This is a genomic window from Planktothricoides sp. SR001, from assembly GCF_001276715.1.
GTDB lineage: Bacteria > Cyanobacteriota > Cyanobacteriia > Cyanobacteriales > Laspinemataceae > Planktothricoides > Planktothricoides raciborskii.
The window spans coordinates 123636-147702 of sequence record NZ_LIUQ01000005.1 but is presented as its reverse complement, the minus strand read 5'-3'; the positions used below and the strand labels follow the sequence as shown (position 1 = coordinate 147702).

Here is a 24067-nt window from a genome sequence, read left to right as displayed (position 1 = left end):
CCAAAACCTAGTTGCGGAACGGGAGACTCAGAAACCGGATTTCTTTTCTCGCTTACTACGGGCGGGTTGGAAACCCGCCCCATGATTCACAGTTTCCGATCAGGCGACTATCTCCAGTTTTCCCAAGAATTATTAAAAATGGAAGTATCGGGGAAAATCACCGGATTACCATTCATTTCTAACCGCCGTTGTAATAATTCTAAATCCGGTTCTTTGCGGGGCAATTCATCCACCATTTCATAAGGTAAAATGCCCTTTTCCATCGCAAAATTGATCGTGGTTCCCGCCGCAGCGCCCACAGACCATTCAAAGGAATGCACCCGATAAGCGGCGGCGGCTACATGACTGGTGGCGATACTCTTGCCTGCAACCAGCATATTGTCAATTTTTTGGGGAATCATAGCACGCAAAGGCACTTCAAAAGGATAAGCGTTCCCTTGACCTTGGCGTTCGCCTTCCCGTTCCGTATTGCCTGGGGCTTCTGCTGGGGAGAAGCTCATGCAGGGATGAAAGTCGATCGCATAATGGCCAATACCCACCGTATCTGGGAAAATCGTCGATCGCGATCGCTTAGTAATTTCCGTCAGGGGTTTAGCGCCCCCAATAGCACCAGCCATTTCCAGACCAGCCAAAGCAATTTTTAACTGCCGGAACTGTTCTGGCAGCAAATTCACGCGATAAAACTCATTACTATAATCTTGGCGAGAAATATCAATTTCCCACAGAGTAAAGCCATCAGGATGACTCCAAGAAGGGCGACCAATAATCCGTCTGCCTTCGCGCATATAAGGATACTTTGACAAGCCATGCGCCGTAGCCATTGGGGAATCATAGCCACTCATATACCGATGATTAGGATAAGGCTTTTTCACCCCATCCCCTAACTGGGAGTCAGTAGTTCCAGTCACCAGCCAATAAAAATAACCTTTGGCGTGTTCTTCACCCGCTGCCAGGGTTTCCGTCCGCAGTCCCCCCAACCAGCCGCCCGGTTCAAGCTGACCTGTAGCTTCGAGTTGGTCGCGGGTATAAATTAAGTTATCTTGAGACGTACCCGGTCGGTAGTCATTGCCCCAAGTCCAGTTTTGCATGGAAATATCCCCAGGATTAATCGGCCATTCCCGGACATTTGCGGGCAGATTTTTGTGATGTTTGGCACTCCAAATCCGCCGATAAGTGTAAACCAGGTTAAAGTTGGCTAATCGAGGTAATTCATAACTGTAATAAGGGGCATAGCGTTCGTAAAAATCTGGCAATTTATGGTCTTGGGGGTCTTTGGTGGCTTGCATAGCAAAGGTATAAGTAAACCCTTGGGTGCAATAAGGATCGCCGTTGACACTAGAAGAAGAGGGTTCAAAGGCCGATCGCGGATCAATGCCTAAGCGGTACGGGACATCAGCTAGGGCAATCAGTTCCCCGGTTTCCGTGGCTTCCACCACATACCAGTCTGCGGGGCGAGGGGGTGGGGTTTGACCGCGTTTGACCTTGGGCGGTTGGGGGACAAAGCGGATAATGGTTTTATCGAATAGCCGGGAATTTTCGTAACGATAAGAGTCTTCAATGGTTTGGGAAAGGGGCAGAGTATTCAACGGTGGTGTACCCTGGGCTGGTCGGTGTTGAATGGCGATCGCGCTTCTAATCTGAGAATTAGCGATATCCAAATCTTTAATCACCGTGTTGGGATACCATTTCAGCTTGCCCTTGCCCTTTTTCTCTGCCTCTTTTAACACCCGCATCAGCAGCTTATGGCCATCCTCCGGCAGAAAACAAGATTCACTAACCCAGCATTGACCCGGATTAAGTTTGCCATAGTGTCGCTGAATGCGATCGCGCAACTTCAGATAACCGCGTTGATAATACAGCATTTGTCGTTGGGTCGGGCGTTCATCCAAAGCGGAAGTCCCCTGGGAAGAAATTTGACCCCCCACCCAATCAGTAATTTCCGTCATACAAACAGTGTGACCGGCTAATAAGCCTTCATAAGCTGTAGCAGCCCCTGCTAGTCCCCCACCGACAACTAGAATTTCACAAGTTTCCTCTTTATCGGGGTTTCTCGGTGGAGTCGCCTTTGCCACCTCTGTGGGTAGTCCGAAAGAAGTGATGGTCAAACACACAGTTAAGCCCCATGAAATGCGGCTTTGATGACCCCTGAGTCTTTTAGCTGCGTCTTTTTGCTGCATAGTCTATCGGTAGTCTGAGAATTTTCTGAAATAGTCTGGTATCCAGGGCTAGACGCAACTTGTCGCCAAATGTTCATAGGGTCAGCATTTCCACAACTATACCCATTAAACGCTATCTATATGGGTTGGCGGCGGGAATCCCACTCTACATTTGGGGTAAATCCGTCAGTCATATGTGTTTAATTTTTGCTTACAATAGCCCTAAGCAAGCATTGAAATTTCTAATTCTAACAATCAGGTGTAAAGAATGTCAGAACCGTTAAGCTAGAGTCAGTCATCAAGCAATCGTGCCGAGGTATTTTTCTGGTCTTTTTTAACCTGAGTTTTACCCCAAGGCGATCGCGATAGCGTTGCGAAGCAATCTCGCGATAGCGTTGCGAAGCAATCTCGCGATAGCGTTGCGAAGCAATCTCGCGATAGCGTTGCGAAGCAATCTCGCGATAGCGTTGCGAAGCAATCTCGCGATAGCGTTACGAAGCAATCTCGCGATAGTGTTGCGAAGCAATCTCGCGATCAAATGGCCGCAGAAAATTACCGCCTAATTATCAGCCTAATTTTCTACCTAATTTTCTGCCTAATTTAATTAATATTGAGTGTAAATTGAGTGTAAATATTAGTAGATTTCGGAGACTTAGCCGTGGACGAAAGACAACAACAGATTATGATGTATTTCATCGAGGAAGCCAAAGAACACCTCGATACCTTGGAAAAAGGGTTATTGGATTTAGACGCAACAATGCAAGATCCCGAAACCTTACAAGAATTATTTCGCGCTGCTCATTCGGTGAAAGGCGGTGCAGCAATGTTAGGATTTAGCAGCATTCAAAAAACAGCCCACCGCTTAGAGGATGCTTTTAAAATTCTCAAAGAAAACCCCATTGAGGCGAATCAAAAACTAGAAACGTTATTTTTAAAAGGATTTGATACCCTGCGGGACTTACTCAATCACCTGGCGAGTCCTGAAGGGCTGAGTGACGAACAAAGTAATAGGATTGTTAAAGAATCTGAACCGGCTTTTATCGATTTAGAAAAATACCTGCATCAATTAATTGGTGTTCCTGAAGATGAAGGAATCGATCCAGAATTTGGAGAAAAAGCTGTGGAATTTTTGCGAGAAATGCTGCAAATTTTTAAACAAACTGCCACTGATGCTAACCGGAAAAAATTGGGTTATTTATGTACAAAATTAGCGGAATTAGACAAGGAACTCGCTATCGAACCTTGGCAAAAAATTGTCAAAGCAGCGAGTCAAGCGATCGCCAATCCAGATAACCTCTACCCCACCTTAGCCCCGGTAATCATCAAAGAACTAAAAATGGCCAGTGATTTAGTGGTTTTGGGTCAAACCAATGCGATCGGGCCTAGTCCCGTCCTCGTCCAACTAGCGGGTCCTGCCAAGGGCTTAGGCGAAAACCAAATAGCGATCGACCTAGAACCCAAAGCTGCTGCGAAAGCCTTGTTAGGCGCATTTAAGAAAAAACAACTGGTAACGCTGGTCAAATTACTCGCGGAAGCGGTGAAAAGTATGTAAGAGGTTGTTGGTTGTTGGGTAGGGATTCTTTGGGTAGGGATTCTTTGGTTGTTGGGTGTGGGGGAAGAAAGTGAAAAGTGAAAAGTGGTAGGGGCGAATGGCAATTCGCCCGTACAAAAGAAATATCACTATTCACTATTCACTATTTACTATTCACTATTCACTATTCACTATTCACTATTCACTCTTCCCCTACACCCTACACCCTACACCCTACACCCTACACGACGGCGGCTTCCCCCTACACCCTCTTTCCTCTTCCCCCTACACCCTACACCCCACACCCTACACCCTACACGACGGCGGCTTCCCCCTACACCCCACACCCCACACCCTACACCCTCTCTGCCCCTCCACTCCTCTGCACCTTGGAGAGAACATCCTATCAATAACTCTGAAAAAAATAGATTTTCCTATTGACAATTTACCCAAATTCTGCGAAAATACTCTTATAAAAATATAATGAGAATCTGTGTCGCCCTACGATATAATTGGCAATTAACAACCAACAACCAACAACAACCAACAACAACCAACCAACAACCAACAATTATCTTGCTGTCCTGCCATGACCTATAGCCTCAGAATTGCAGATTTACCGCTTAGTGAAAGACCGCGAGAACGCTTAATGGCTTATGGCCCAAAAATTTTATCCACCGCTGAATTAATTGCCATTCTCTTACGCACGGGTCAAGGGCAAGGAAAATTATCGGCGGTAGGTTTAGGACAGCATATTTTACAGAAATTAAGCGAAAACCAACGCGACCCCCTGGAACTTCTCCGGGATATGACGGTGCAAGAATTAACCGAAATTCCCGGACTCGGCCCTGCTAAAGCCACCACAATTTTAGCGGCAGTGGAACTGGGCAAACGAGTGTTTTATTCTCGTCCTCCAGAACGACAAATTATTGATGACCCAGATAAAGCAGCAGCAGCATTAGCCCATGATTTAATGTGGCAAGCCCAAGAAAAGTTTGCGGTGTTATTGTTGGATGTAAAAAATCGTCTAATTGGCACAAAAGTAATGACTATTGGGACAGCAACGGAAACCCTGGCCCATCCGCGAGAAATTTTCCGGGAAGTGTTGCGTCAAGGGGCTTCGCGAATCATTATTGCCCATAATCATCCTTCGGGAAATTTAGAACCCAGTCCCGAAGATATTGACCTAACCAGTCATTTGTTACAAGGGGGGCAATATTTACAAGTACCGATTTTGGATCATTTGATTTTAGGTCAGGGAAATTATCAAAGTTTGCGGCTGATTTGTGATTTATGGGAACAATATCCCCAAGGGGAATAGAGCACCGGGAAGTTCTACTATTTTTAATTAAAAATACCTGTAGGGGCGAAGCATTCCGGCAGACAAATTATTGATCAAAATATTGTAAGGGCGAAGCATTCCGGCAGACAAATTATTGCTAAAAATATTAATCTGATTACCGGAATGCTTCGCCCCTACCGGAATGCTTCGCCCTACCGTGGTTCAGTAAGAAAGAAAACCTCTGTAAACCACAAAGGCACAAAGAACACGAAGAGATAATTAAGACCTTTGTGTCCTTTGTGTCTTTGTGGTGAATTAATCACTCCTCTAACAACTCCTGCAACACCTCCTCTGTAAACGGATTCTTCCCCTTCTTCAACGCATCCACCCAACCCTGACGCTGTGCTTTGCTCTCATCATTATTAGTCCACTTAATAAATGCCTCCAAATCTGAAATTGCCCCCGCATAATCCCCAGTTAAAGCCCGCGCTACCCCGCGACTATCCCGAATACCTCCATGATTGGGATCGCGTGTCACCGCCATTTCGCACGCACTCATCAACTCAGCCGCATAACCTCGCAAACTGCCATAGCGACATAAGTTATTTAAATCCGATATATCTGATTGTTTTAATTGAGCATCTAGCTTTTGTGCTTCCTTATACTTAGCTAATGCTTCAGTAGCATGATCTTCTTTTATTAACTCGACTGCCTGATTCACTAAAGCAGGCACCACCAATGATTTTGCCTTCGCTTCCGGGTCAAACTTTAAGGAATCATCGAGGGTTTTAGCTTCCTGGAACTTGGCGATGCTTTCTTGTAACTTGCCTTCTTTTCCTAATTTTTCCCCTTCAGAAACTAACACCGAGGCTCTTAATTCTTTAGCTTTAATCTGTGGATCATATCCTAAAGACTGATAAAACTTTTGCTCCAACTGTTTGGCTTGGTCAAACTTCTCTTTCGCGGCGGCAAAATCTCCAGTCAACCGCGCTACAGCCAAACCTTGCCTGACCCAAAACTCGGCTTTTTCCTGGTTATTCCATATACTTTCACCATTTTCTTTAATCCCTTTTTCACAAGTTTCCACAGCTTCACTGGCTATTTGCAAGTCTTCCCCATCTCCCGAAAGCCCCCCGATGATCGGGGGGTTGGGGGGATCATCTTCTCTTAGCCCCCCTTTTGAAACGGAATCATCTCCTAGCCCCCCGATGATCGGGGGGTTGGGGGGATCGTTTTCTAGCCCCCCGATGATCGGGGGGTTGGGGGGATCACCCGCCTCCACAAACACCGGATGCAACCGCAGCTTGTCACACCCAGCATCCAACCAACCCTGCCAAGTTCCTAACCACAGCCGAACCGTCCCGTCCCTACTCCCAGAAACAATCTTTGACCCATCAGGGGAAAATGCTACTGAGTAGACAAAATCCTCATGGCCTTTGAAAACGGCTAATTCTGACCTGGAGTTGATATCCCACAAACGAATAGTCCTGTCCGCACTCCCAGACACAATTCTGTCACCATCTGGGGAAAATGCTACGGAAAATACAGAATACTCATGGCCTTTTAAGACGGCTAATCCTGATCGAGACTTGACATCCCACAGTCGAATTGTGTTGTCCAAACTCCCAGAAACAATCTTTGACCCATCCGGGGAATATGCTACTGAGTAAACAGTAGAGTCAAGATTAAAGACACCTAATTCTAACCTGGAGTTGACATCCCACAGGCGAATCGTGTTGTCATAACTCTCAGAAACAATCTTTGACCCATCCGGGGAAAATGCTACTGAAAACACAAAAGACTCATGGCCTTTGAAAACGGCTAATTCTGACTGAGACTTGACATCCCACAGGCGAATCGTGTTGTCATGACTCCCAGAAACAATCTTTGACCCATCCGGGGAAAATGCTACTGACCTGACCCAATCCTCATGTCCCTTGAAGATGGCTAATTTTGATCCGGACTTGACATCCCACAGGCGAATCGTGTTGTCCCTACTCCCAGAAGCAATCTTTGACCCATCCGGGGAAAATGCTACTGAAGTGACAATAGACTCATGGCCATTGAATACGGCTAATTCTGAACCGGACTGAATATCCCACAGCCGAATCGTCTTGTCCTTACTCCCAGAAGCAATCTTTGACCTATCCGGGGAAAATGCTACTGACCTGACCACATCCTCATGGCCATTGAATACGGCTAATTCTGAACCGGACTGAATATCCCACAGCCGAATCGTCTTGTCCTTACTCCCAGAAACAATCTTTGACCCATCCGGGGAAAATGCTACTGACCTGACCCAATCCTCATGTCCCTTGAAGACAGCTAATTCTAACCCGGAGTTGACATCCCACAGGCGAATCGTATTGTCCTCACTCCCAGAAGCAATCTTTGACCCATCCGCGGAAAATGCTACTGAACTGACAGAATCTTTATGTCCCTTGAATACAGCTAATTCTGACTCAGAGTTGACATCCCACAGGCGAATCGTGTTGTCCCCACTTCCAGAAACAATCTTTGACCCATCGGGGGAAAATGCTACTGAGTTGACAGAAGACTCAAGATTTCTGACAGCTAAATCTGACTCAGAGTTGATATCCCACAGGCGAATCGTCTGATCCCCACTTCCAGAAACAATTTTTGACCCATCCGGGGAAAATGCCACTGAGGAGATATAATCCTCATGGCCTTTGAAGACAGCTAATTCTGACCGGGACTTAATATCCCACAGGCGAATCGTTCCGTCCCCACTTCCAGAAACAATCTTTGACCCATCGGGGGAAAATGCTACTGAGAAGATATAATCCTCATGGCCTTTGAAGACAGCTAATTCTGACCGGGACTTAATATCCCACAGGCGAATCGTTCCGTCCCCACTTCCAGAAACAATCTTTGACCCATCGGGGGAAAATGCTACTGAGTTGACAGAAGACTCAAGATTTCTGACAGCTAAATCTGACCCGGAGTTTATATCCCACAGGCGAATCGTTCCGTCCCCACTTCCAGAAACAATTATTTTACCATCCGGGGAAATTGCTACTGACCAGACATAATCTTCATGGCCTTTGAATAAGTTGCGTTCGTGTGTCACCTGCAATGCTGCGAATAAACTAGATTGCACGAGAGGCAAAACTTGACCCAAGTCTTTTTGACTTCTGCCGGTGACTTGAATCGCACGAATTAAAGCGTCTACTGGGTCAGCATCCACTAAACTTTTTGCGAACAAAGTATCTGCTTTAATATTGGCTTCTGTTGCTAATTGATTAGCTTTTCGTTCTTGTTCTTTCGCTTGTAAGCCAAATAACACGGCAATCACCGCCGCCCCACTGACCAATATAATAAACGCTGCTACTAACCCGATTTGTAACAGTCGATTATTCCGGTTTTGTTGCCGACTTTTAGCAATAAATTTCTTTTGTAAATCGGTGGCTGGTGGTTGCTTATTTTCTGCCTCACTTTCCCGCAACCAACTCTCAGCCACATTTAACTCACTGCCCCGCAATAATAAATCCTTAGTTTGAGATTTTTCCTCCCATTCTAAAGCCCGTTGCGACCATAAGGTATGACTCTGCACATGGTCTCTGTCTGTGTCTAAGGTTCTGACTAATTCGCTAAAATTTGCATAAAAATCTCCTTCATGCTGGGTAAAATCAATCCATTGCACTTTGGCCAAAGCCGGATGTAATGTTTTTGGCTCAACTTGACGATATAATATGGTGACAAATCGCTTATTTAATTTTTCGGCATATTCCACCTCATCGCTACAATAGGCAGAAGATACCGAATGCGGCGATATAATAAATAGGAAGTTATCAGAATTTTCTATGCCCCGGTATATTTCTTGCTGAAAATCTGTGCCAGCGGCGATACTTTCCTGGTCAAACCAGGTGGTTTTTCCCTGAAATTGTAAGGCATCATTGATTTTTCGGGCTAAGTCGGAATCCGTCCGGGAATAGGATATAAATACTTCTAAAGATTTGGCTTGATGCTGACTGCTGGCTGTTAGAAATTCTTTTTGTAAATCCGTTGGCGGATGGTCATGGGTTTCTGCTATTTTCAGCCATGCCTGAAAATGTTGTAGGTTATATCCCCGAAACAGAATGCTAGGGTTATGATTTTGCTCTTGCCATTTCAGGGCTTGCACTAATAAAATCTTATGCTGATGATAATATGCCTCATCGTCTTTAATTTGTTTAATTAATTCATTTGCCTGATATTCATAACTAAATTCTGGCAGGGTCTCGGTGTCTTTATTCGGGACTATGAAACATATTATTCGCTTGTGATAAGATAAGGCTAAATCTATTTCGGTTTGGCAATAGTGAGCGGTGAGTGACTCTGGGGAAACTAAGTAAACAAAATTATCCGCGATCGCGATACCCCGATGCAGTTTTTCCTGGAAACTCATCCGTTTTTTGATGTCGCTTCTCTCAGTCCAAATGGTGATTTTTTCTCGCTGCAATGTTCGAGTGAGTTTTTCCATTACTTCTCGGTCTGGTTCCGCATAGCGGATAAACACCTGAGTCAATAAATTATTGGCATTTTTAATGCTTTCACAGATATATTCACAATGTAAATCCGACGGCTGACAGGGGGCTTGTTCTTCTTTAAACCGAATATCTAACCATGCTTCGGCGGCTTGGCGTTCTTGCCCAATTAATAAATAACGACTGGGCTTTTTATTTTGCTCCCATTCCCGGGCTTTGGCTAATATTTCTGTATGCTGTCTCACATAATCTTCATGGCTGTGGAATACTTCGATAAGTCCCGCCAAAGATGTGTCAAAATTATCCGCATCTTCCCGGAAATATACCCAGTTAATTTTGCCGATTTTTGGCGGCATATTGGTCAAAGAAGAATCCAAACCTTTTGCTTGATATGCTTCCCAGTCTTCCTTTGTCCCTTGGGGATTTCGTTCTTGCCAAATTTCCTGGGTAATTTGCTCAATATGGAGTAAGGGAATAATGCGCTTATTGTATTTTAATGCCCGATTAATTTCCTTCTGGCAATAGGGCGAATTCACCGCATGGGGGGCAATAATAAAGAGGAAATTATCCGCTTTGGCAATGCCATCATCGATTTGATTTTGGAAATCTACCCCCAAGGGAATATCGTTTTGGTCAAACCAAATGTTAAAACCGGCGCTGGTGAGGCAATTGTAAAGTTTTGTAGCAAATTCTTTGCTATCGGCGCGGCCATAGGAAATGAAGGCGTTGTAGAATTTTGTCATAAGCTAATAAGCGGTTTTATACTAAGTAAACCACAGCCTTCGGGGAATGAATTCCCTGGCGGTTAATTTGGTTTATTTATATAGGACTTACGCAACAACTTTATATATTGTTTATTGGTGCGTTATAGCTCGGAACGGGCACCCTACCGATCTCGTTAATGTGTAAGTCTTATTACAGATAATTCTAGCAAAATACCGTTTTGGGGTGGATTTCCCCAACTCCCCCAACTCCTCTGAAAAAGCTCATCTTGTATGGGTTTGGAAAAGCTGTCTTCACAAATATTTATGTATCGTTATTTCCTGTAGGGGCGCGGCGAAAAGCGCCCCAAGAATTTCTCTGATTGTCGCCCGATGATTGGAAACATTATTTGAGACGGGGATGAGGCTGAGTTTTAAGCCGATCGCATCTTAGCCGCAGAACAGTGTTGCTGAAGTTGATACATATGATTAAATAACCGCCAGCAATACTGTTCCGGGAGTCCGCAAGTAACGGCACCCCGTAATACGGTGTTGAGATACCAGTCATTAGGGGCTAATTCTTCCGATAACTTGTCAATCACTGAGTAGGTGCGAACATTCTGATAGCGTTTCCCCTGACTGACCAGTTCTACTATTTCATAACGATAACCCACTTCTCGTCGATCTAGGGCGTCACTTAATCTCATGGGAAGTTGATATAACACTCCTTCAACAGAAGCATTTGGCTGTTTAATCACATCCAATACGCCACAGTTGCGTAAATCCGAATAGCCATAAAATGCCAGTCGATAGTCTGATAATGTCGCGGGGCCAATCACATATTGGTGCGTATTTTCACCGAGCGATCGCTTCAAATCTACCGGGCACATACAAGAACCGTAAGCAAAATAGTAAAACTTATGTTCACTGCTTTGGTTTACCAGTTCCAGATGTGCGGTGAACCGGCGATCGTGTAAAGGTTTTGCGTGATTTGAGTGAAACTGTCCAGGTTGAACTGTCATATATGGCTATTAACTTTAATTTCTATGATGATTTCTGTGTTGATCTACATTTTACTCAAATTTTCCCAAAAAACAACATAATCCCGACCGAGTAACCGTAGATTAAAGAATTCTTAACAATTTGTGCCGATGGCCGGGGGGCGATTTTCCGGTTGGGGAAATCGTTGCACCAGGGATAAAAAATAATTACTAATCGATCCTGAATTTTCCGTAAATATTTCCGTAATATTTTTTAACATTTGATTAGAAATTTTATTAGACAGTCTTGGCATCGTTCAGCATCGATTCCGCCAAATCCCTCTGGAAAAATAGTTAAAAATAGGAGAAAAATAGGGCAAAAATAAGGCAAAAATAGGGCAAAAATAGAGCTTTTTTTCATCAATGAATTATGGCCTATTTTTCATCAAACTTAATCAAACTTAATCAAAAATTCAATTTCGGGGGCGATCGCGGAGATATTCGCGGGGATATTCGGGGGGAGACGAACAACCTCGCGATCGCCGCGATCGCGCTTCCCGATCTTGGTTAAAGTGATTTGTTAAAGTTAGATTAGATTTGCTAAAAATAATCCAGAAGCCGGACTCAAGACTCCCAACCCGAAGATGCTTTACTGCCCTCAAGGACATAAAAATCCCCCTGGTAATCGCTTTTGCCAAGTCTGTGGCCAAGAAATTCAGCAACCTGTCACCGAGAAACTTGGTATAGAAGCATCCCTTTTACAGAAACTACTAGGCGATCGCTATCGGATTATTCAACAACTGGGACAGGGGGGCTTTGGGCGAACTTACCTGGCCCAAGATATTAATCGTTTTAACGAACGATGCGTGCTCAAAGAATTTGCCCCGAAACTCCAAGGGGCTTCTGCCTTAAAAAAAGCTGAGGAACTGTTTAACCGTGAAGCGGGAGTGATGTACAAGTTGCAACACCCGCAAATTCCCAGATTTCGGGAAATTTGCCGCTGTCAAGTAGGTTCAGAAACCGGTCTATTTTTAGTTCAAGATTATGTAGAGGGTCAAACTTATCGAGATTTATTGATTCATCGCCAAAGTCAAGGATATCGATTTAGTGAAGCGGAGGGGATGGAACTGTTACGGCAAATTCTGCCGGTGTTGGATTATATCCATTCTCAAGGGGTGATTCATCGGGATATTTCCCCAGACAATTTAATTTTACGCAGTAGCGACCAACTGCCGATTCTGATTGATTTTGGCGGGGTTAAACAAGTAGCGGCCACCATTGAACAGTCGGGGAATGAGTCGAATGAGTCGAGTTCTGGATCGACAGGAAAGCATGGACAAACACCACAGAAAACACCTCCGTTAATCACGCGAATTGGCAAACTGGGTTATGCCCCAGAAGAACAGATGGTATTGGGGGTGGTTCATCCTCACAGTGATTTATATTCTTTGGCGGTGACGGTGCTGGTATTGTTAACTGGCAAAGAACCATCGGCATTGTTTGATACCCATCAAATGTGTTGGGCTTGGGAACAGTTTGTCTCCCTGAGTCCCCGGTTAACCCAGGTGCTGAATAAGATGCTGTCGCGACCACAAGGCGATCGCTTTCAATCAGCGAGAGAAGTCCTGCAAGCCCTAGGTTTCTGGGCTGGTCTGACTCCAACACCGGCTGTTATGTCTGCCAACCTGCCTGCCAACCAATCCAACTCCCCCACGGAATTGCCCCCAGAGTTGAAGGCTGCATCAGGGTGGGCGCCATCATCTCCTCACCTAGACCCTGGTAAATCCACCGCTGTCTCCCTGCCACCCAGGTTGCCGGATACCCAGTTAACGGGTTTTCCCGATAGTCAGATGCCCTATAACGCTTCAACCACAACCCTGAAACCGTCTTTTGCTCAAAGATTTTGGGGATTTTGGGGAAAAATTCTCTTATTATTATTAGTGGGATTCGGTGCCGGTCATGCCGGTTGGAGGGTGGCGAATTATTGGCTACAATCTCGCGGGGATCAAAATCCTGCTAATGAAAATAGATTATTTGAATCCGGCGATAAAAATTTATCGGAGTTTGAGAATAAGACTGAGGCCGAATTGAAAGCTGAATTGCAAGAAAGGCGAGCAGCTTTGGGGATTAACGAGCGGTTTTTTATGCGTTTAGTAGATCAATTATTTTATCAGCAATATCCCGAACAAGCAAATAAAACTTTGACTATGAAGCCAGAGGATGAAATTTGGCGATCGCGCTGGCATATTGTCGGACTTGAACTATTAGTAAAGCTGGAATCGTTAAGCGAACCAGCCAGAAAAAAACTGGGTAAATATAGAACCTCTGATTTAAACAAATGGCAAGATGTTTTAGCTGACAGTAATCTAAATAGTTCCGCCCTATTTGAAGAGACGGATGCTAAATTTTTTGCTTTGTTTCCTAATGTCCAAGATGAGGATTTTATTAACCAGCCCATTGGTCAAGTTTGGTATGCGATCGCCTTCGATCAATTTACTATGTTACAAAATCAATATCAATAGGGATTACCGCGTTTTTCAGATTAATAAACTACAATAATTTGTATGGGCGAAGCATTCCGGCAGATAAATTATTGCTGACAATATTGTAAGGGCGAAGCATTCCGGTAGGGGCGAATGGCCATTCGCCCCTACAATATTTTAAGCATTGTAGGGGCGTGATCTTTCCGGCAGTCCATTTAATATTTTCAGCAGTAGGGGCGAATGGCCATTCGCCCCTACACTGCCGGAAAGATCACGCCCCTACTACCGGAATGCTTCGCCCGATCCTGGTTTAGTATTATATTGTAGGGTGGGCAAAAATTCACCATCATATATGGTAGGGTAGGGTGGGTAAAATTTTTTGTCCACCCTACGAATGTTAGGGGCTGTTGCATTAATTTTTGTTAATTTTTATTAAAAAATGATTAAAAATTTAGGAAACATTCCGTAAACAGGTCTTCTGGATATAGACTAAGAAGCATTGGTTTATTCATCGCCGCGAATCCTTACCATTGGTTATACTATGAACAATAATCAAAAACCTTTCGGCAGTATTGCGATCGGACTTTCTGGTGGCGGCTATCGCGCCACTGCGTTTCACCTCGGAACCTTGGACTTCCTCGAATATGTGGGAATTCTCCAGGATGTGACGATGATATCAACGGTATCAGGGGGAACTTTTACCGGCGCCAGATATGCACTATCCCAGGCTGATGGTAAAAGTTTTCCAGAATTCTTTCAAGGATTTTACCAGGATCTCGCATCCACTCATCTTCCCTCCCTTTGGTTAGAAGAACTCAACGCCCAGAGAGAAAGCGGAACTGGTGAAATTAAATTAATTAAAGCCGCTGCGAATGTCTACAACCAACGGCTGTTTAACGGATCTAAATTCGGCCAGTTATTTGATGCCGCCCCTAATATTCATCTCAAAGAAATCATCTTTAACGCCACCGAGTTTGACAATGGCTTAGTCTTCCGATTTCAACGCAGTAACGGGGGGCTGATTGGTAACAACAAAATTTCTATTCCTCCAGAAGTCGCCAAACAAATCCGCATTGCCGATATTGTGGCAAGTTCCTCTTGTTTTCCTGGTGGCTTTGAACCAATGGTCTTTCCTGATGACTATTTCTCGGAAACTGAATATGAAAAAATCAAAGAAAAACTGCCGGAAAATTTGAAATCAACACTGCCAGTAGCTTTGATGGATGGGGGCGTTGATGATAATCAGGGGGTGCAAAGCCTCATGCTTGCCAATGACAGAATTCGTCGTCAGATTAAACAAGGTAAAACCCCGGAAACGGCAGAAATTGGCCTACTAATTGTCTCAGATACGGATAACATTCAGCCCAGTACCGAAGATATTTTTCAACCATCTTCTTATGTGAATCCCGAAAGTCAAGCTAAAACAAACCAAAGAATTTTAAGTAATGTAACTTTGGAAAATCTGGTTTTGATGAGTCGGTTTGCTCGCGGATTTATCTATCTAATTCCATTCCTGTTATTAGCTCAAGCCATTAGCGATCTGGTCAATCAAAAGTTTGAACCAATGGAGCTTTTATTGGTAGGAGTGCCATTTTTATTAAGTTTGAGTGTGGCGGGATTTATCGGTCTTTTATTCCAAGAATTTCGAGGAAATTTATTGCCCAATGTTCAAGAAAATTTACAGAAAGAACTTGGAGTATCTCTTTGGGATAACACGCGAACTTTGACCGTTGATGAAGTATTAAAATTGGTAGAAATTCGCGTTGGTTCTATGTTAGTCTTGCCCACGGTTTTTATGAAACGAATTCGTAGTTTAGTCTCTCGCGAAGTTTACTCTAAGGATAAAGATGGCAACTTTAACACCTATGGCAATATCGTCATTGCTAACTATATCTACGATTTAGAAAAAAAACAGGGTAAAAAATTTACCGATCCGAATTTAAAAAACCCTTCGGAGAAAATGCAACAAATAGCCACAGCATCTACCAATATGGCAACGACTCTATGGTTTAAATTGGGAGAAGAAAAGCAAGGTTTAAACCAAGTGATTTCCTGTGGTCAAGTTACTATGTGCTTTAATTTATTAGAGTATATCCTGGAACAGAAAGCTGATAAAATTGGCCAAGATCCAGTAGTGACAGAAGTCTGGAACAAAAGTAAAGAAGCCTGGGAACTGATGCAAAATGACCCAGAAGCTTTAATTAAGCGATATCAGCTTTAGAGAATTTTCTGTCATGCTCAATCGGAAACCTAGGGAAGCATCTGGGCAGACGGCGAGATGCTTGGGATCATCCTAATGGGTAATTCTTAAAACATTAAAAAAGCTTCTGATATCAGAAGCTTTTTTTTGCATCAACGGATTAATTTTGGTTTAAGCCGTGAATTTTATTGCATCCCGGCAGCAGCTTTAGCAGCAGCGGCTTCGTCGGGATGAATATTTAACCGAGTCAGGTTAATCCGACCTTTGTTATCAATTTCGCGGACTTTAATAATCACGCGATCGCCGACACTCAGTTCATCTTCTACCTTACCCACACGGTAGTCAGCAATTTGGGAAATATGAACCATCCCTTCTTTACCGGGGAGGAATTCCACAAAGGCACCAATGGGAATAATCCGAGTCACCCGACCCACATAAACATCCCCAGCGGAAATCTTGCGGGTCATATTTTGAATAATGGTAATTGCCCGTTGGGCTCGGACATTATCCATTGCGGAAACGGTGACAGTGCCATCATCTTCAATATCGATTTTGGCGCCGGTTTCCTCGGTAATACCTTTAATGGTCTTACCACCAGGTCCAATCACCATGCCAATGAGATCCGGATCGATCTTAATGGTCAACAACCGAGGAGCATAAGGAGAGATTTCTGACCGAGGTTGATCGATGGTGGCCAGCATTTTCTCCAAAATATGCAGTCGGGCCGGTTTAGCTTGGTGGATAGCTTTGGCGACGGTTTCCAAGGATAGCCCGGTGATTTTCATGTCCATTTGTAAGGCAGTAATCCCCGCGTCTGTCCCCGCAACCTTAAAGTCCATATCCCCTAAGAAATCTTCAATCCCTTGAATATCCGTGAGGATGCGTACTTCGTCCCCTTCTTTAATTAACCCCATTGCCGCACCAGATACGGGTTTAGAAATTGGCACCCCGGCATCCATCAAGGATAGGGTGGAACCGCAGACCGAACCCATTGAGGTAGAACCGTTGGAGGATAAGACTTCGGAAACTACTCGAATCACATAAGGGAATTGTTCTTGGGGCGGCAACACTGGCACTAAGGCGCGTTCGGCTAATGCCCCATGTCCAATTTCCCGGCGTCCCGGCGATCGCATGGGTTTGGTTTCCCCCACGGAAAAAGGCGGGAAGTTGTAGTGATGCAGATAGCGTTTTTCGGTTTCCGGGTTGAGATCGTCCGCGAGTTCTTGGGCATCTCCGGGAGTTCCCAAGGTGACAACGGACAGCACTTGAGTTAAGCCCCGTTGGAACAAACCCGTCCCGTGAACTCGTGACGGCAGCAGACCCACTCGACAGGAAATTGGCCGGACTTCATCAAGCTTACGACCATCGACGCGCACCCCTTCATCGAGGATTTGTTTCCGCATCAATTTTTTGGTGACGTTCTTGAAGAAATTCCCCACCGCTTTACCATTTTCCGTGGCGGCGACTAACACGGGGTCTTCTTCCGGTAAAGTCTCGATTTCTTGAGCGATTTCATCTTTAATGGCATCAAGAGCCGCATCCCGTTCCATTTTGTTCAGGTCATGGTTCTTGAGCACCACTTGGATTTTCTCTGTGGAGCGATCGCGAATAAAACTCTCCAAGACTTCATCTTCTGGGGGCGGTTCATCGATAACGATCTTCAGTCCGAGTTCCTCGATCATTTCCTGCTGGGCTTTAATCAAATCGCAGGCGGCTTCATAGCCAAAATCGATCGCTTCAATAATATCTTGTTCTGGGAGTTGATTGGCTCCGGCTTCCACCATAATCACCCCATCGGGGGATCCTGCGACGACCAGATCGAGATCGCCTTCTTTAATTTCCTTATAGGTGGGATTAATAATAAAATCATCTCCCACCAAACCGACGCGCACGGCGGCCATTGGGCCATAAAAAGGTAACTCCGCCAACAGAACCGCCACCGATGCCCCAGTCACCGCCAACACATCTGGGGGAACTTGTTCATCCATTGACAGAGTTGTGGCCACAATTTGGATATCATCGCGCAACCAGTGAGGGAACAAGGGTCGCAGCGGACGGTCGATCAAACGGCTGGTCAGCGTCACCTTCTCTGGTGGACGCCCTTCTCGGCGCAAAAATCCACCGGGAATCTTGCCCCCCGCATAGAGTCGTTCTTCGTAATCTACTAACAGGGGGAGAAAATCAATCCCTTCTCGGCCCTGAGCTCGTGTGGCCGTGACAAAAACCGCAGTATCTCCTGACTGAATTAACACGGCACCCCCTGCTTGAGGTGCCAACAGTCCTACATTCAGTCGAATATCTCTTCCGTCAAAAGATATCGACTTAGAAATCTCTTTCATCTAGTTATTTATCCTTCTATATTCACTCGCTATCCTTTGGCAAGGCGATCTTCAGGGGGTTAGCTTTGGCGATTCTCAAGCTTAAACGTTCTATGTTGACTATTCACTCCGGGCAATTGCAGCACTGTTTTCAAATATTCGAAGTTTTGCTGGGGCGAGGAACCAACTGGGGGAGGGGGGTAATCGCTATCCTACTTTAGGATGTTCATGCTTTAGCTATCTTACTCATCAAGAGAGACACAAAGCTTTCCAGCATGATTGGCGAGGGGGCAAGCATTGCGCCCCTACAGTGGTGTTTCTCCAGGAAGAAAGTTTTTTCCCCCTGTAATTTCTCATTTGTTCCGCTTCTGGCCACTGTTCCACGGCTTCCACTCGGTCTGGCAGTGGTATAATATCGCCCGATGTCACTCCAGCTACATTTTCTGCCTCCCCAGAGCTTTTAGTTTTCAGGAGAACCGACGGCTTGGCTAACTCGATATGACGATCGCTCAAGAGTGCTATTCCAGTCTTACCTTTTAGGATCAACTATGTATGATAACCCACTCAGGTGACAAATGCTCTTTAAATTAGAACTGAGGCATCCACTCTGGTATGTTCGGCGGCCAGTGGCCGGGGATTCCCCAGATACAGGATTTCAATTCAGACAAAGGATAAGCTCTTGAACATTTTCAACCCGATAGTTAAAAATACTGGAGAGGGAAGCGACTAATTTTTCCCTGCTGGCGGAAAATTGGCTCTGTTTCTGAGTATTTCTAGCGATAAAATATGCTTTGGCGTGATGATTTATTCTTCGATAAATCTCCCTCTTGCTTGTTTGGTCGAGCGGCGTCACTCAAAATAATTTTCTGAAAATGTTTGAATTTTGAGACGTATTTTCACCGCTCTATGTTAACCAGGTTAACTGGCTAGGATAGATTGGTGGCAGTCAGATGATCGCTCTAAGAATCGTCACAGATAATTATTATACATAATTAGCGGATAATTAGCAAATAATCCACCCCAATCAAAAAAATATAAAAAATATAAAAAATATAAAAACTTAGTAAAGTTGCGGTAAATTAATCAGGTTTTCGTGATATTATGGCAAATATAGAGTCAAAAAAATCTGACTAAATTTTAAAAAAGCTGTCAACGAACGAGATCGCATAAACTGTAAAAGAGATTTTTGAGGCAACGGAATCAGTATGGGAATTTTACATGGTAGCTGGAAACTGGAAAAACAGGGCAGTTATCTATTTATTTGGGGAGAAACTTGGCGGAAAATAACCGATGGAGAGAACAATCCCGCTAGTGAGATCGCCCCACATCCTCTGGGGATGAGTGGAGCAGAATTCACGGATTTTCTCACGTCACTTCAGCAAAGTAACCGGATTAAGTGGGAAATCCCCGTGGAGAAGCCCCCAGAAAAAGCAAAAAGCAAACAGCGATCGCGATTTTACCAGGCGAATCTTCAACCAAATACCTCTGAGTATGTCTCTGAATGGGGCATAGAGGCGATCGCCCTGCCAACTCAAATTCTGGAAACTGGCAGCCCCATTCCCCTGCATTCCGGTGCCACCATTCCCGCCAAAACCGATCCCAATTACTCATCCCTTTCCCTCTATCCTTGGCAAGTCGAAGGCATTCGCCTAGGCACTGTAGACGCTTTAAAATTTTTACAAGCCTTACCCCTAGGGGGCGTCACCGAAGAGCAAAACTGGTTAGGGGCTGACCTGCGCTTTTGGTCTCATGTGACCCGATGGACCTTAGATTTACTAGCGCGGGGCAAATATCTCCCCGGACTCGCCCCACAAGGGGAGCGGATGGTGGCAAGTTGGCAACCTCTTCTGGACAGCGCCACAGACCAAAGCCGCTTTAACAACTTTGTCCACCTGATGCCCCTGGCCTGTCGGACTTATCAGGGAGAACCAGAAGCCGCAGCCGCCCCAGACCAACCGCCAGGGGAAGGCGAACCAGAAGCCCAGGAAGCCAAGATTGGTCTGTGCGTAGATTTATTCATCCCCCGGCGAGTCTTGCTGCGATCGGTTTTACACCATTTAATTGACCTTCAAATTCGCCAAGCCCTCACGGGGCAGTCTCAGCCCCAAATCACCTCGGTTCCTCTACGCCAATGGTTAGAAAAGTTAGCGGCGCCACAACCGCAGAAAATGGCTCCAGCGGTCGCCGAAAAAATTAGCGCTATTTGGGAAACTTGGACGGGGCCGGTGAAACATCATCTGGCGGGGCAACAAAAGTTTCGCGCCTGTTTTGAACTCATGCCCCCCTGTTACGGCGACCCCCATTGGACATTACATTATTTCTTACAAGCGGTTGATAATCCTCACTGTTTGGTGAAAGCCCGCACGATTTGGCAAAATCCTGTAGATGAATTCATTTATCAGGGGCGAAAAATTAAAAATCCCCAGGAAACTTTGCTGGCCGGTTTGGGGTTAGCTTCGCGAATTTATCCCCCCATTGAAGCGAGTTTAAACCAGAAATCTCCTCAGTCTTGTGCCTTAAATCCCCAAGAAGCTTATCAGTTTATTAAAGCTGCTGCTTGGCGCTTTGAGGATAGCGGTTTAGGGGTGATTATGCCGGAAAGTTTGTCTAATACCGGCGGCTGGGCTAGTAAGTTGGGCTTGAGTATTCGGGCGGAAACCCCCAAAGTCCGTCAAGGTGGTTTAGGGTTACAAAGTTTGTTGAATTTTCAATGGGAATTAAGCATTGGGGGACAAACTTTAACTAAGGCAGAATTTGAAAAACTGGTGGCGCTGAATTCTCCTTTGGTAGAAATTAATGGGGAATGGGTGGAATTGCGATCGCCGGATATTAAAGCGGCACAAGAATTTTTCCAATCCCGCAAAGAGCAAATGTCTTTATCCTTAGAAGATGCTTTACGGTTGGCCACCGGGGATACTCAAACCATTCAAAAATTACCCGTAGTTAACTTTAGCGCCGGGGGACAACTGGAGGAATTACTTAATACTTTAACCAATAATCAAGCCCTCAAAGATATTGAACCGCCAGCTACTTTAAACGGCACTTTGCGACCATATCAATTACGCGGGGCTAGTTGGTTAAATTTCTTACAAAATTGGGGTCTGGGGGCTTGTTTGGCGGACGATATGGGTTTGGGTAAATCTGTAGAAACCATCGCCTTTTTACTTCATATGCAAGCACAAAATAATTTATTGTCCCCGGTTTTATTAGTTTGTCCCACCTCGGTGTTAGGCAACTGGGAACGAGAACTGAAGCGATTTGGCCCTAGTTTAAAAGTGATGGTGCATCATGGGGATAAACGGTATAAAAGCCACCAATTCGCGATCGCCGTTCAGCGGAAAAATGTAGTTCTGACCAGTTATCCTCTGTTATACCGAGATGAGGCGACGTTTAAAGGGGTGAAGTGGCAAGGGATTATTTTAGATGAAGCCCAAAATATTAAAAATCCCCTGGCGAAACAATCCCAAGCAGTGCGAAATTTAGAGGCATCTTTCCGCATTGCCCTGACGGGGACTCCGGTAGAAAATAAACTCCAAGAACTCTGGTCTATTTTAGAATTTCTCAATCCAGGTTATTTGGGCAGCAAGCAATTTTTTCAGCGCCGCTTTGCGGTTCCCATTCAAAAATATGGCGACACGGAATCATTGCAAACTCTGCGATCGCTGGTTCGTCCCTTTATTCTCCGTCGCACCAAAACCGACAAAACCATTATTCAAGATTTACCGGAAAAACAAGAAATGCCGGTATTTTGTGGACTCTCCAACGAACAGGCGAGTTTATATCAAAAATTGGTGGATGAATCTCTGGCGGAAGTGGAGTCAGCGGAAGGCATCCAACGTCATGGCATTATTTTAGCATTACTCACTAAGCTGAAACAAATTTGCAATCATCCGGCGCAATTTCTGAAGGAACAAACCCTGGAGAAAGGCCATCGTTCGGCGAAATTAATGCGATTAGAGGAAATGATTGAAGAATTAATTTCTGAAGGCGATCGCGCCTTAATCTTCACCCAGTTTGCAGAATGGGGAAAACTGCTGAAACCTTATTTAGAACAACAACTGGGACGAGAAGTTTTATTTCTCTATGGGGCGACGCGGAAAAATCAACGAGAAGAAATGATCGATCGCTTCCAAGAAGACCCCCAAGGGCCACCGATTATGATTCTTTCCTTAAAAGCCGGTGGCGTTGGGTTAAACTTAACTCGTGCTAACCACGTTTTTCACTTCGATCGCTGGTGGAACCCTGCCGTAGAAAATCAAGCCACTGACCGAGTATTTAGAATTGGGCAAACCCGCAACGTGCAAGTGCATAAATTTGTTTGTAGTGGTACGCTAGAAGAGAAAATTCACGACTTAATCGAAAGTAAGCAAGCCTTAGCAGAACAAGTGGTTGGTTCTGGAGAAAATTGGCTCACTGATTTGGATACAGACCAATTGCGAAACTTGCTGATTCTTGACCGCAATGCGGTGATTGATGAAGATGAATAAGTTTTGCATTTATAGCACTTGGCAGAGTTATGAAGTACAAAAAAACCTGTCATTCCCGCGCGGGAATCCAGAACAACTCTGTACTTCATCGGGATCATAACCGCTATAATGGTTATTAGTTGTTGCTTATTGGTTGTTGGTTATTAGTTATTGGTTATTTGGGGGTTTTTCCGAATCACGAATAACCAATAACTAATAACTAAATCAACCAGTAACTAAATGATTAATTTGCCGATTCACTCAATGTAATTAACCTAATTAACTGCCGCAAAACATGGCCAAAAAAAAGACAAAAACCGCTCCGCAGCCGAATACAGATTTAGCCCTGTCTTCCTTTCATTTGCGCTTTGATGAATTACAAAAAGACCATCAATGGCTGCTGAAGCAAATTCAAAAAAAACGTAAAGAATTAAATAATTTTCTGGAGCAAATGCAAAAAATTGCGGTTGAGATTATCCAACAAACTCAGCCGTTTCATAAAGAACTGATCGAACTCGATCAAGAAATTCATGCTTTATTTGCGGAGATTTTTGAAACTCGTAAATTGGGGAAAAAAACTCAAAAAGAAGTCAAAGGAATTTATCGCAGGCTTCAGATGTTAGGGATAATTAGTCCGAAAGAAATGCATAATTCAAATGATGAAGATGAAGCGGAGGATAAAAACGCCGATAAATCTGCCAAAGATGACGAAGATGATGATTTTAATTTCGGCTTCGATGGGGATTATTTTAACCAGGAAAATAATCCGCCACCAGACCATGACAAGTCTAAAGCAAGTGGAGACTTAAAGCAAATGCGCCGGACTTTTCTCCGGTTGGCAGAAGTCTTTCATCCTGATAAGGTGAATAACCAAGAAAATCAGGAACATTACACGGAGGTGATGAAAGAAATTAACCGCGCTTATGAGGAAGGAGATTTAGCTCGATTGTTGGAAATTGAGCGCCAGTATCAGGTGGGTCAATCTATTGACTTGGCGAATGCTTCTAGTAGCGAAATTGAACGACAGTGCGATCGCCTGGAACAGGATAATCAATTACTGGAAAATCAATATGAAAACTTAAAATCTGAACTACGCTGGATGCGAGCTACTCCAGAAGGGGAGATGGTGAAAAGCTATCGGGCAATTAAGAAAGAAGGGTTAAACCCGATTGACTACATGGTGGCCGATGCGAAAAGGCACATTGAAGAATTGGCAAACGTCAGAACATTTGTGAAAGATTTTCGCGATAAAAAAATCACCATTAAAGAGTTTTTAGATGGGCCAGTTTCCGCACGGGATAATGCTGAGGATGATCTGGATGCGATGATTCAGCAAGCTTTGCAAGAGTTAGGGATAACAGTTATCAGAAGGCGTTGAATTCGGGAGCGGAATTATTCGATCGCGGGTTTGATTTTGCTGTCTCAGCTAAAATTCCGGTGCATTCAGCGATCAGGTGATTTTT

Annotated in this window: 14 protein-coding genes; 8 read left to right on the top strand and 6 right to left on the bottom strand. The window is 44.5% G+C overall.

Features of this window, described 5'->3' with window-relative positions; genetic code table 11:
* Window positions 1-107: 107 nt before the first annotated feature.
* Complete coding sequence (locus AM228_RS04960; RefSeq protein WP_082348746.1) at window positions 108-2177, bottom strand: FAD-dependent oxidoreductase; 2070 nt, start codon at window positions 2175-2177, stop codon at window positions 108-110.
* A gap of 637 nt (window positions 2178-2814) precedes the next feature.
* Here AM228_RS04960 and AM228_RS04955 point away from each other — a divergent pair.
* The 3 genes from AM228_RS04955 (at window position 2815) to radC (ending at window position 5008) form a co-directional block, all read left to right on the top strand.
* Window positions 2815-3708, top strand: coding sequence for an Hpt domain-containing protein (locus AM228_RS04955; RefSeq protein ID WP_054464998.1), 894 nt, complete (start codon window positions 2815-2817; stop codon window positions 3706-3708).
* Window positions 3709-3785: 77 nt separating this feature from the next.
* Window positions 3786-4100 (top strand): hypothetical protein, encoded by a 315-nt coding sequence (locus AM228_RS29185; protein WP_156331544.1) that lies wholly within the window; start codon window positions 3786-3788, stop codon window positions 4098-4100.
* 176 nt (window positions 4101-4276) lie between these two features.
* Complete coding sequence (gene radC, locus AM228_RS04950) at window positions 4277-5008, top strand: DNA repair protein RadC (protein WP_054464997.1); 732 nt, start codon at window positions 4277-4279, stop codon at window positions 5006-5008.
* A 280-nt stretch (window positions 5009-5288) separates the two neighbouring features.
* Here radC and AM228_RS04945 read toward each other — a convergent pair whose 3' ends face one another.
* The 3 genes from AM228_RS04945 to AM228_RS31875 all read right to left on the bottom strand — a co-directional run bounded on the left by AM228_RS04945 (window position 5289) and on the right by AM228_RS31875 (window position 11451).
* Window positions 5289-10199 carry a TIR domain-containing protein gene (locus AM228_RS04945; protein ID WP_054464996.1) on the bottom strand — a complete coding sequence of 1637 codons (4911 nt, stop codon included), beginning with the start codon at window positions 10197-10199 and terminating at the stop codon, window positions 5289-5291.
* Between the two features lie 392 nt (window positions 10200-10591).
* Window positions 10592-11179 carry a gamma-glutamylcyclotransferase gene (locus tag AM228_RS04940; protein ID WP_082348745.1) on the bottom strand — a complete coding sequence of 196 codons (588 nt, stop codon included), beginning with the start codon at window positions 11177-11179 and terminating at the stop codon, window positions 10592-10594.
* A 113-nt stretch (window positions 11180-11292) separates the two neighbouring features.
* Window positions 11293-11451, bottom strand: coding sequence for a hypothetical protein (locus tag AM228_RS31875; protein ID WP_156331543.1), 159 nt, complete (start codon window positions 11449-11451; stop codon window positions 11293-11295).
* Between the two features lie 116 nt (window positions 11452-11567).
* On the opposite strand from AM228_RS31875, the gene AM228_RS31870 reads away from it, so the two are divergent.
* From AM228_RS31870 to AM228_RS04930, 3 genes are all read left to right on the top strand, one after another.
* Window positions 11568-11708, top strand: a complete 141-nt coding sequence (locus tag AM228_RS31870; RefSeq protein WP_156331542.1) for a hypothetical protein — start codon at window positions 11568-11570, stop codon at window positions 11706-11708.
* Window positions 11709-11781: 73 nt separating this feature from the next.
* On the top strand, window positions 11782-13659 hold the full coding sequence (locus tag AM228_RS04935) for a serine/threonine-protein kinase (protein WP_054464995.1): 1878 nt from the start codon (window positions 11782-11784) through the stop codon (window positions 13657-13659).
* A 502-nt stretch (window positions 13660-14161) separates the two neighbouring features.
* On the top strand, window positions 14162-15841 hold the full coding sequence (locus AM228_RS04930; protein WP_054464994.1) for a patatin-like phospholipase family protein: 1680 nt from the start codon (window positions 14162-14164) through the stop codon (window positions 15839-15841).
* A gap of 164 nt (window positions 15842-16005) precedes the next feature.
* Here the strand turns inward: AM228_RS04930 and AM228_RS04925 are convergent, their stop codons facing one another.
* Together AM228_RS04925 and AM228_RS31865 are read right to left on the bottom strand one after the other, a co-directional pair.
* Window positions 16006-18159: a polyribonucleotide nucleotidyltransferase gene (locus AM228_RS04925; RefSeq protein ID WP_054464993.1), complete on the bottom strand. Its 2154-nt coding sequence runs from the start codon at window positions 18157-18159 to the stop codon at window positions 16006-16008.
* A 228-nt stretch (window positions 18160-18387) separates the two neighbouring features.
* Complete coding sequence (locus AM228_RS31865) at window positions 18388-18651, bottom strand: hypothetical protein (RefSeq protein WP_156331541.1); 264 nt, start codon at window positions 18649-18651, stop codon at window positions 18388-18390.
* 692 nt (window positions 18652-19343) lie between these two features.
* Here AM228_RS31865 and AM228_RS04920 point away from each other — a divergent pair.
* On the top strand, window positions 19344-22625 hold the full coding sequence (locus AM228_RS04920) for a DEAD/DEAH box helicase (protein WP_054464992.1): 3282 nt from the start codon (window positions 19344-19346) through the stop codon (window positions 22623-22625).
* A gap of 274 nt (window positions 22626-22899) precedes the next feature.
* Window positions 22900-23982 carry a J domain-containing protein gene (locus AM228_RS04915; RefSeq protein WP_054464991.1) on the top strand — a complete coding sequence of 361 codons (1083 nt, stop codon included), beginning with the start codon at window positions 22900-22902 and terminating at the stop codon, window positions 23980-23982.
* Window positions 23983-24067: the final 85 nt, after the last annotated feature.

Bases quoted from the DNA above. Each gene is read 5' to 3' on its own strand.
- AM228_RS04945 (WP_054464996.1), bottom strand. From the start codon at position 10,199: ATGACAAAATTCTACAACGCCTTCATTTCCTATGGCCGCGCCGATAGC.
- AM228_RS31870 (WP_156331542.1), top strand. From the start codon at position 11,568: ATGGCCTATTTTTCATCAAACTTAATCAAACTTAATCAAAAATTCAAT.
- AM228_RS04920 (WP_054464992.1), top strand. From the start codon at position 19,344: ATGGGAATTTTACATGGTAGCTGGAAACTGGAAAAACAGGGCAGTTAT.
- AM228_RS04915 (WP_054464991.1), top strand. From the start codon at position 22,900: ATGGCCAAAAAAAAGACAAAAACCGCTCCGCAGCCGAATACAGATTTA.
- AM228_RS04930 (WP_054464994.1), top strand. From the start codon at position 14,162: ATGAACAATAATCAAAAACCTTTCGGCAGTATTGCGATCGGACTTTCT.
- radC (WP_054464997.1), top strand. From the start codon at position 4,277: ATGACCTATAGCCTCAGAATTGCAGATTTACCGCTTAGTGAAAGACCG.
- AM228_RS31875 (WP_156331543.1), bottom strand. From the start codon at position 11,451: ATGCCAAGACTGTCTAATAAAATTTCTAATCAAATGTTAAAAAATATT.
- AM228_RS04935 (WP_054464995.1), top strand. From the start codon at position 11,782: ATGCTTTACTGCCCTCAAGGACATAAAAATCCCCCTGGTAATCGCTTT.
- AM228_RS04960 (WP_082348746.1), bottom strand. From the start codon at position 2,177: ATGCAGCAAAAAGACGCAGCTAAAAGACTCAGGGGTCATCAAAGCCGC.
- AM228_RS04925 (WP_054464993.1), bottom strand. From the start codon at position 18,159: ATGAAAGAGATTTCTAAGTCGATATCTTTTGACGGAAGAGATATTCGA.
- AM228_RS04940 (WP_082348745.1), bottom strand. From the start codon at position 11,179: ATGACAGTTCAACCTGGACAGTTTCACTCAAATCACGCAAAACCTTTA.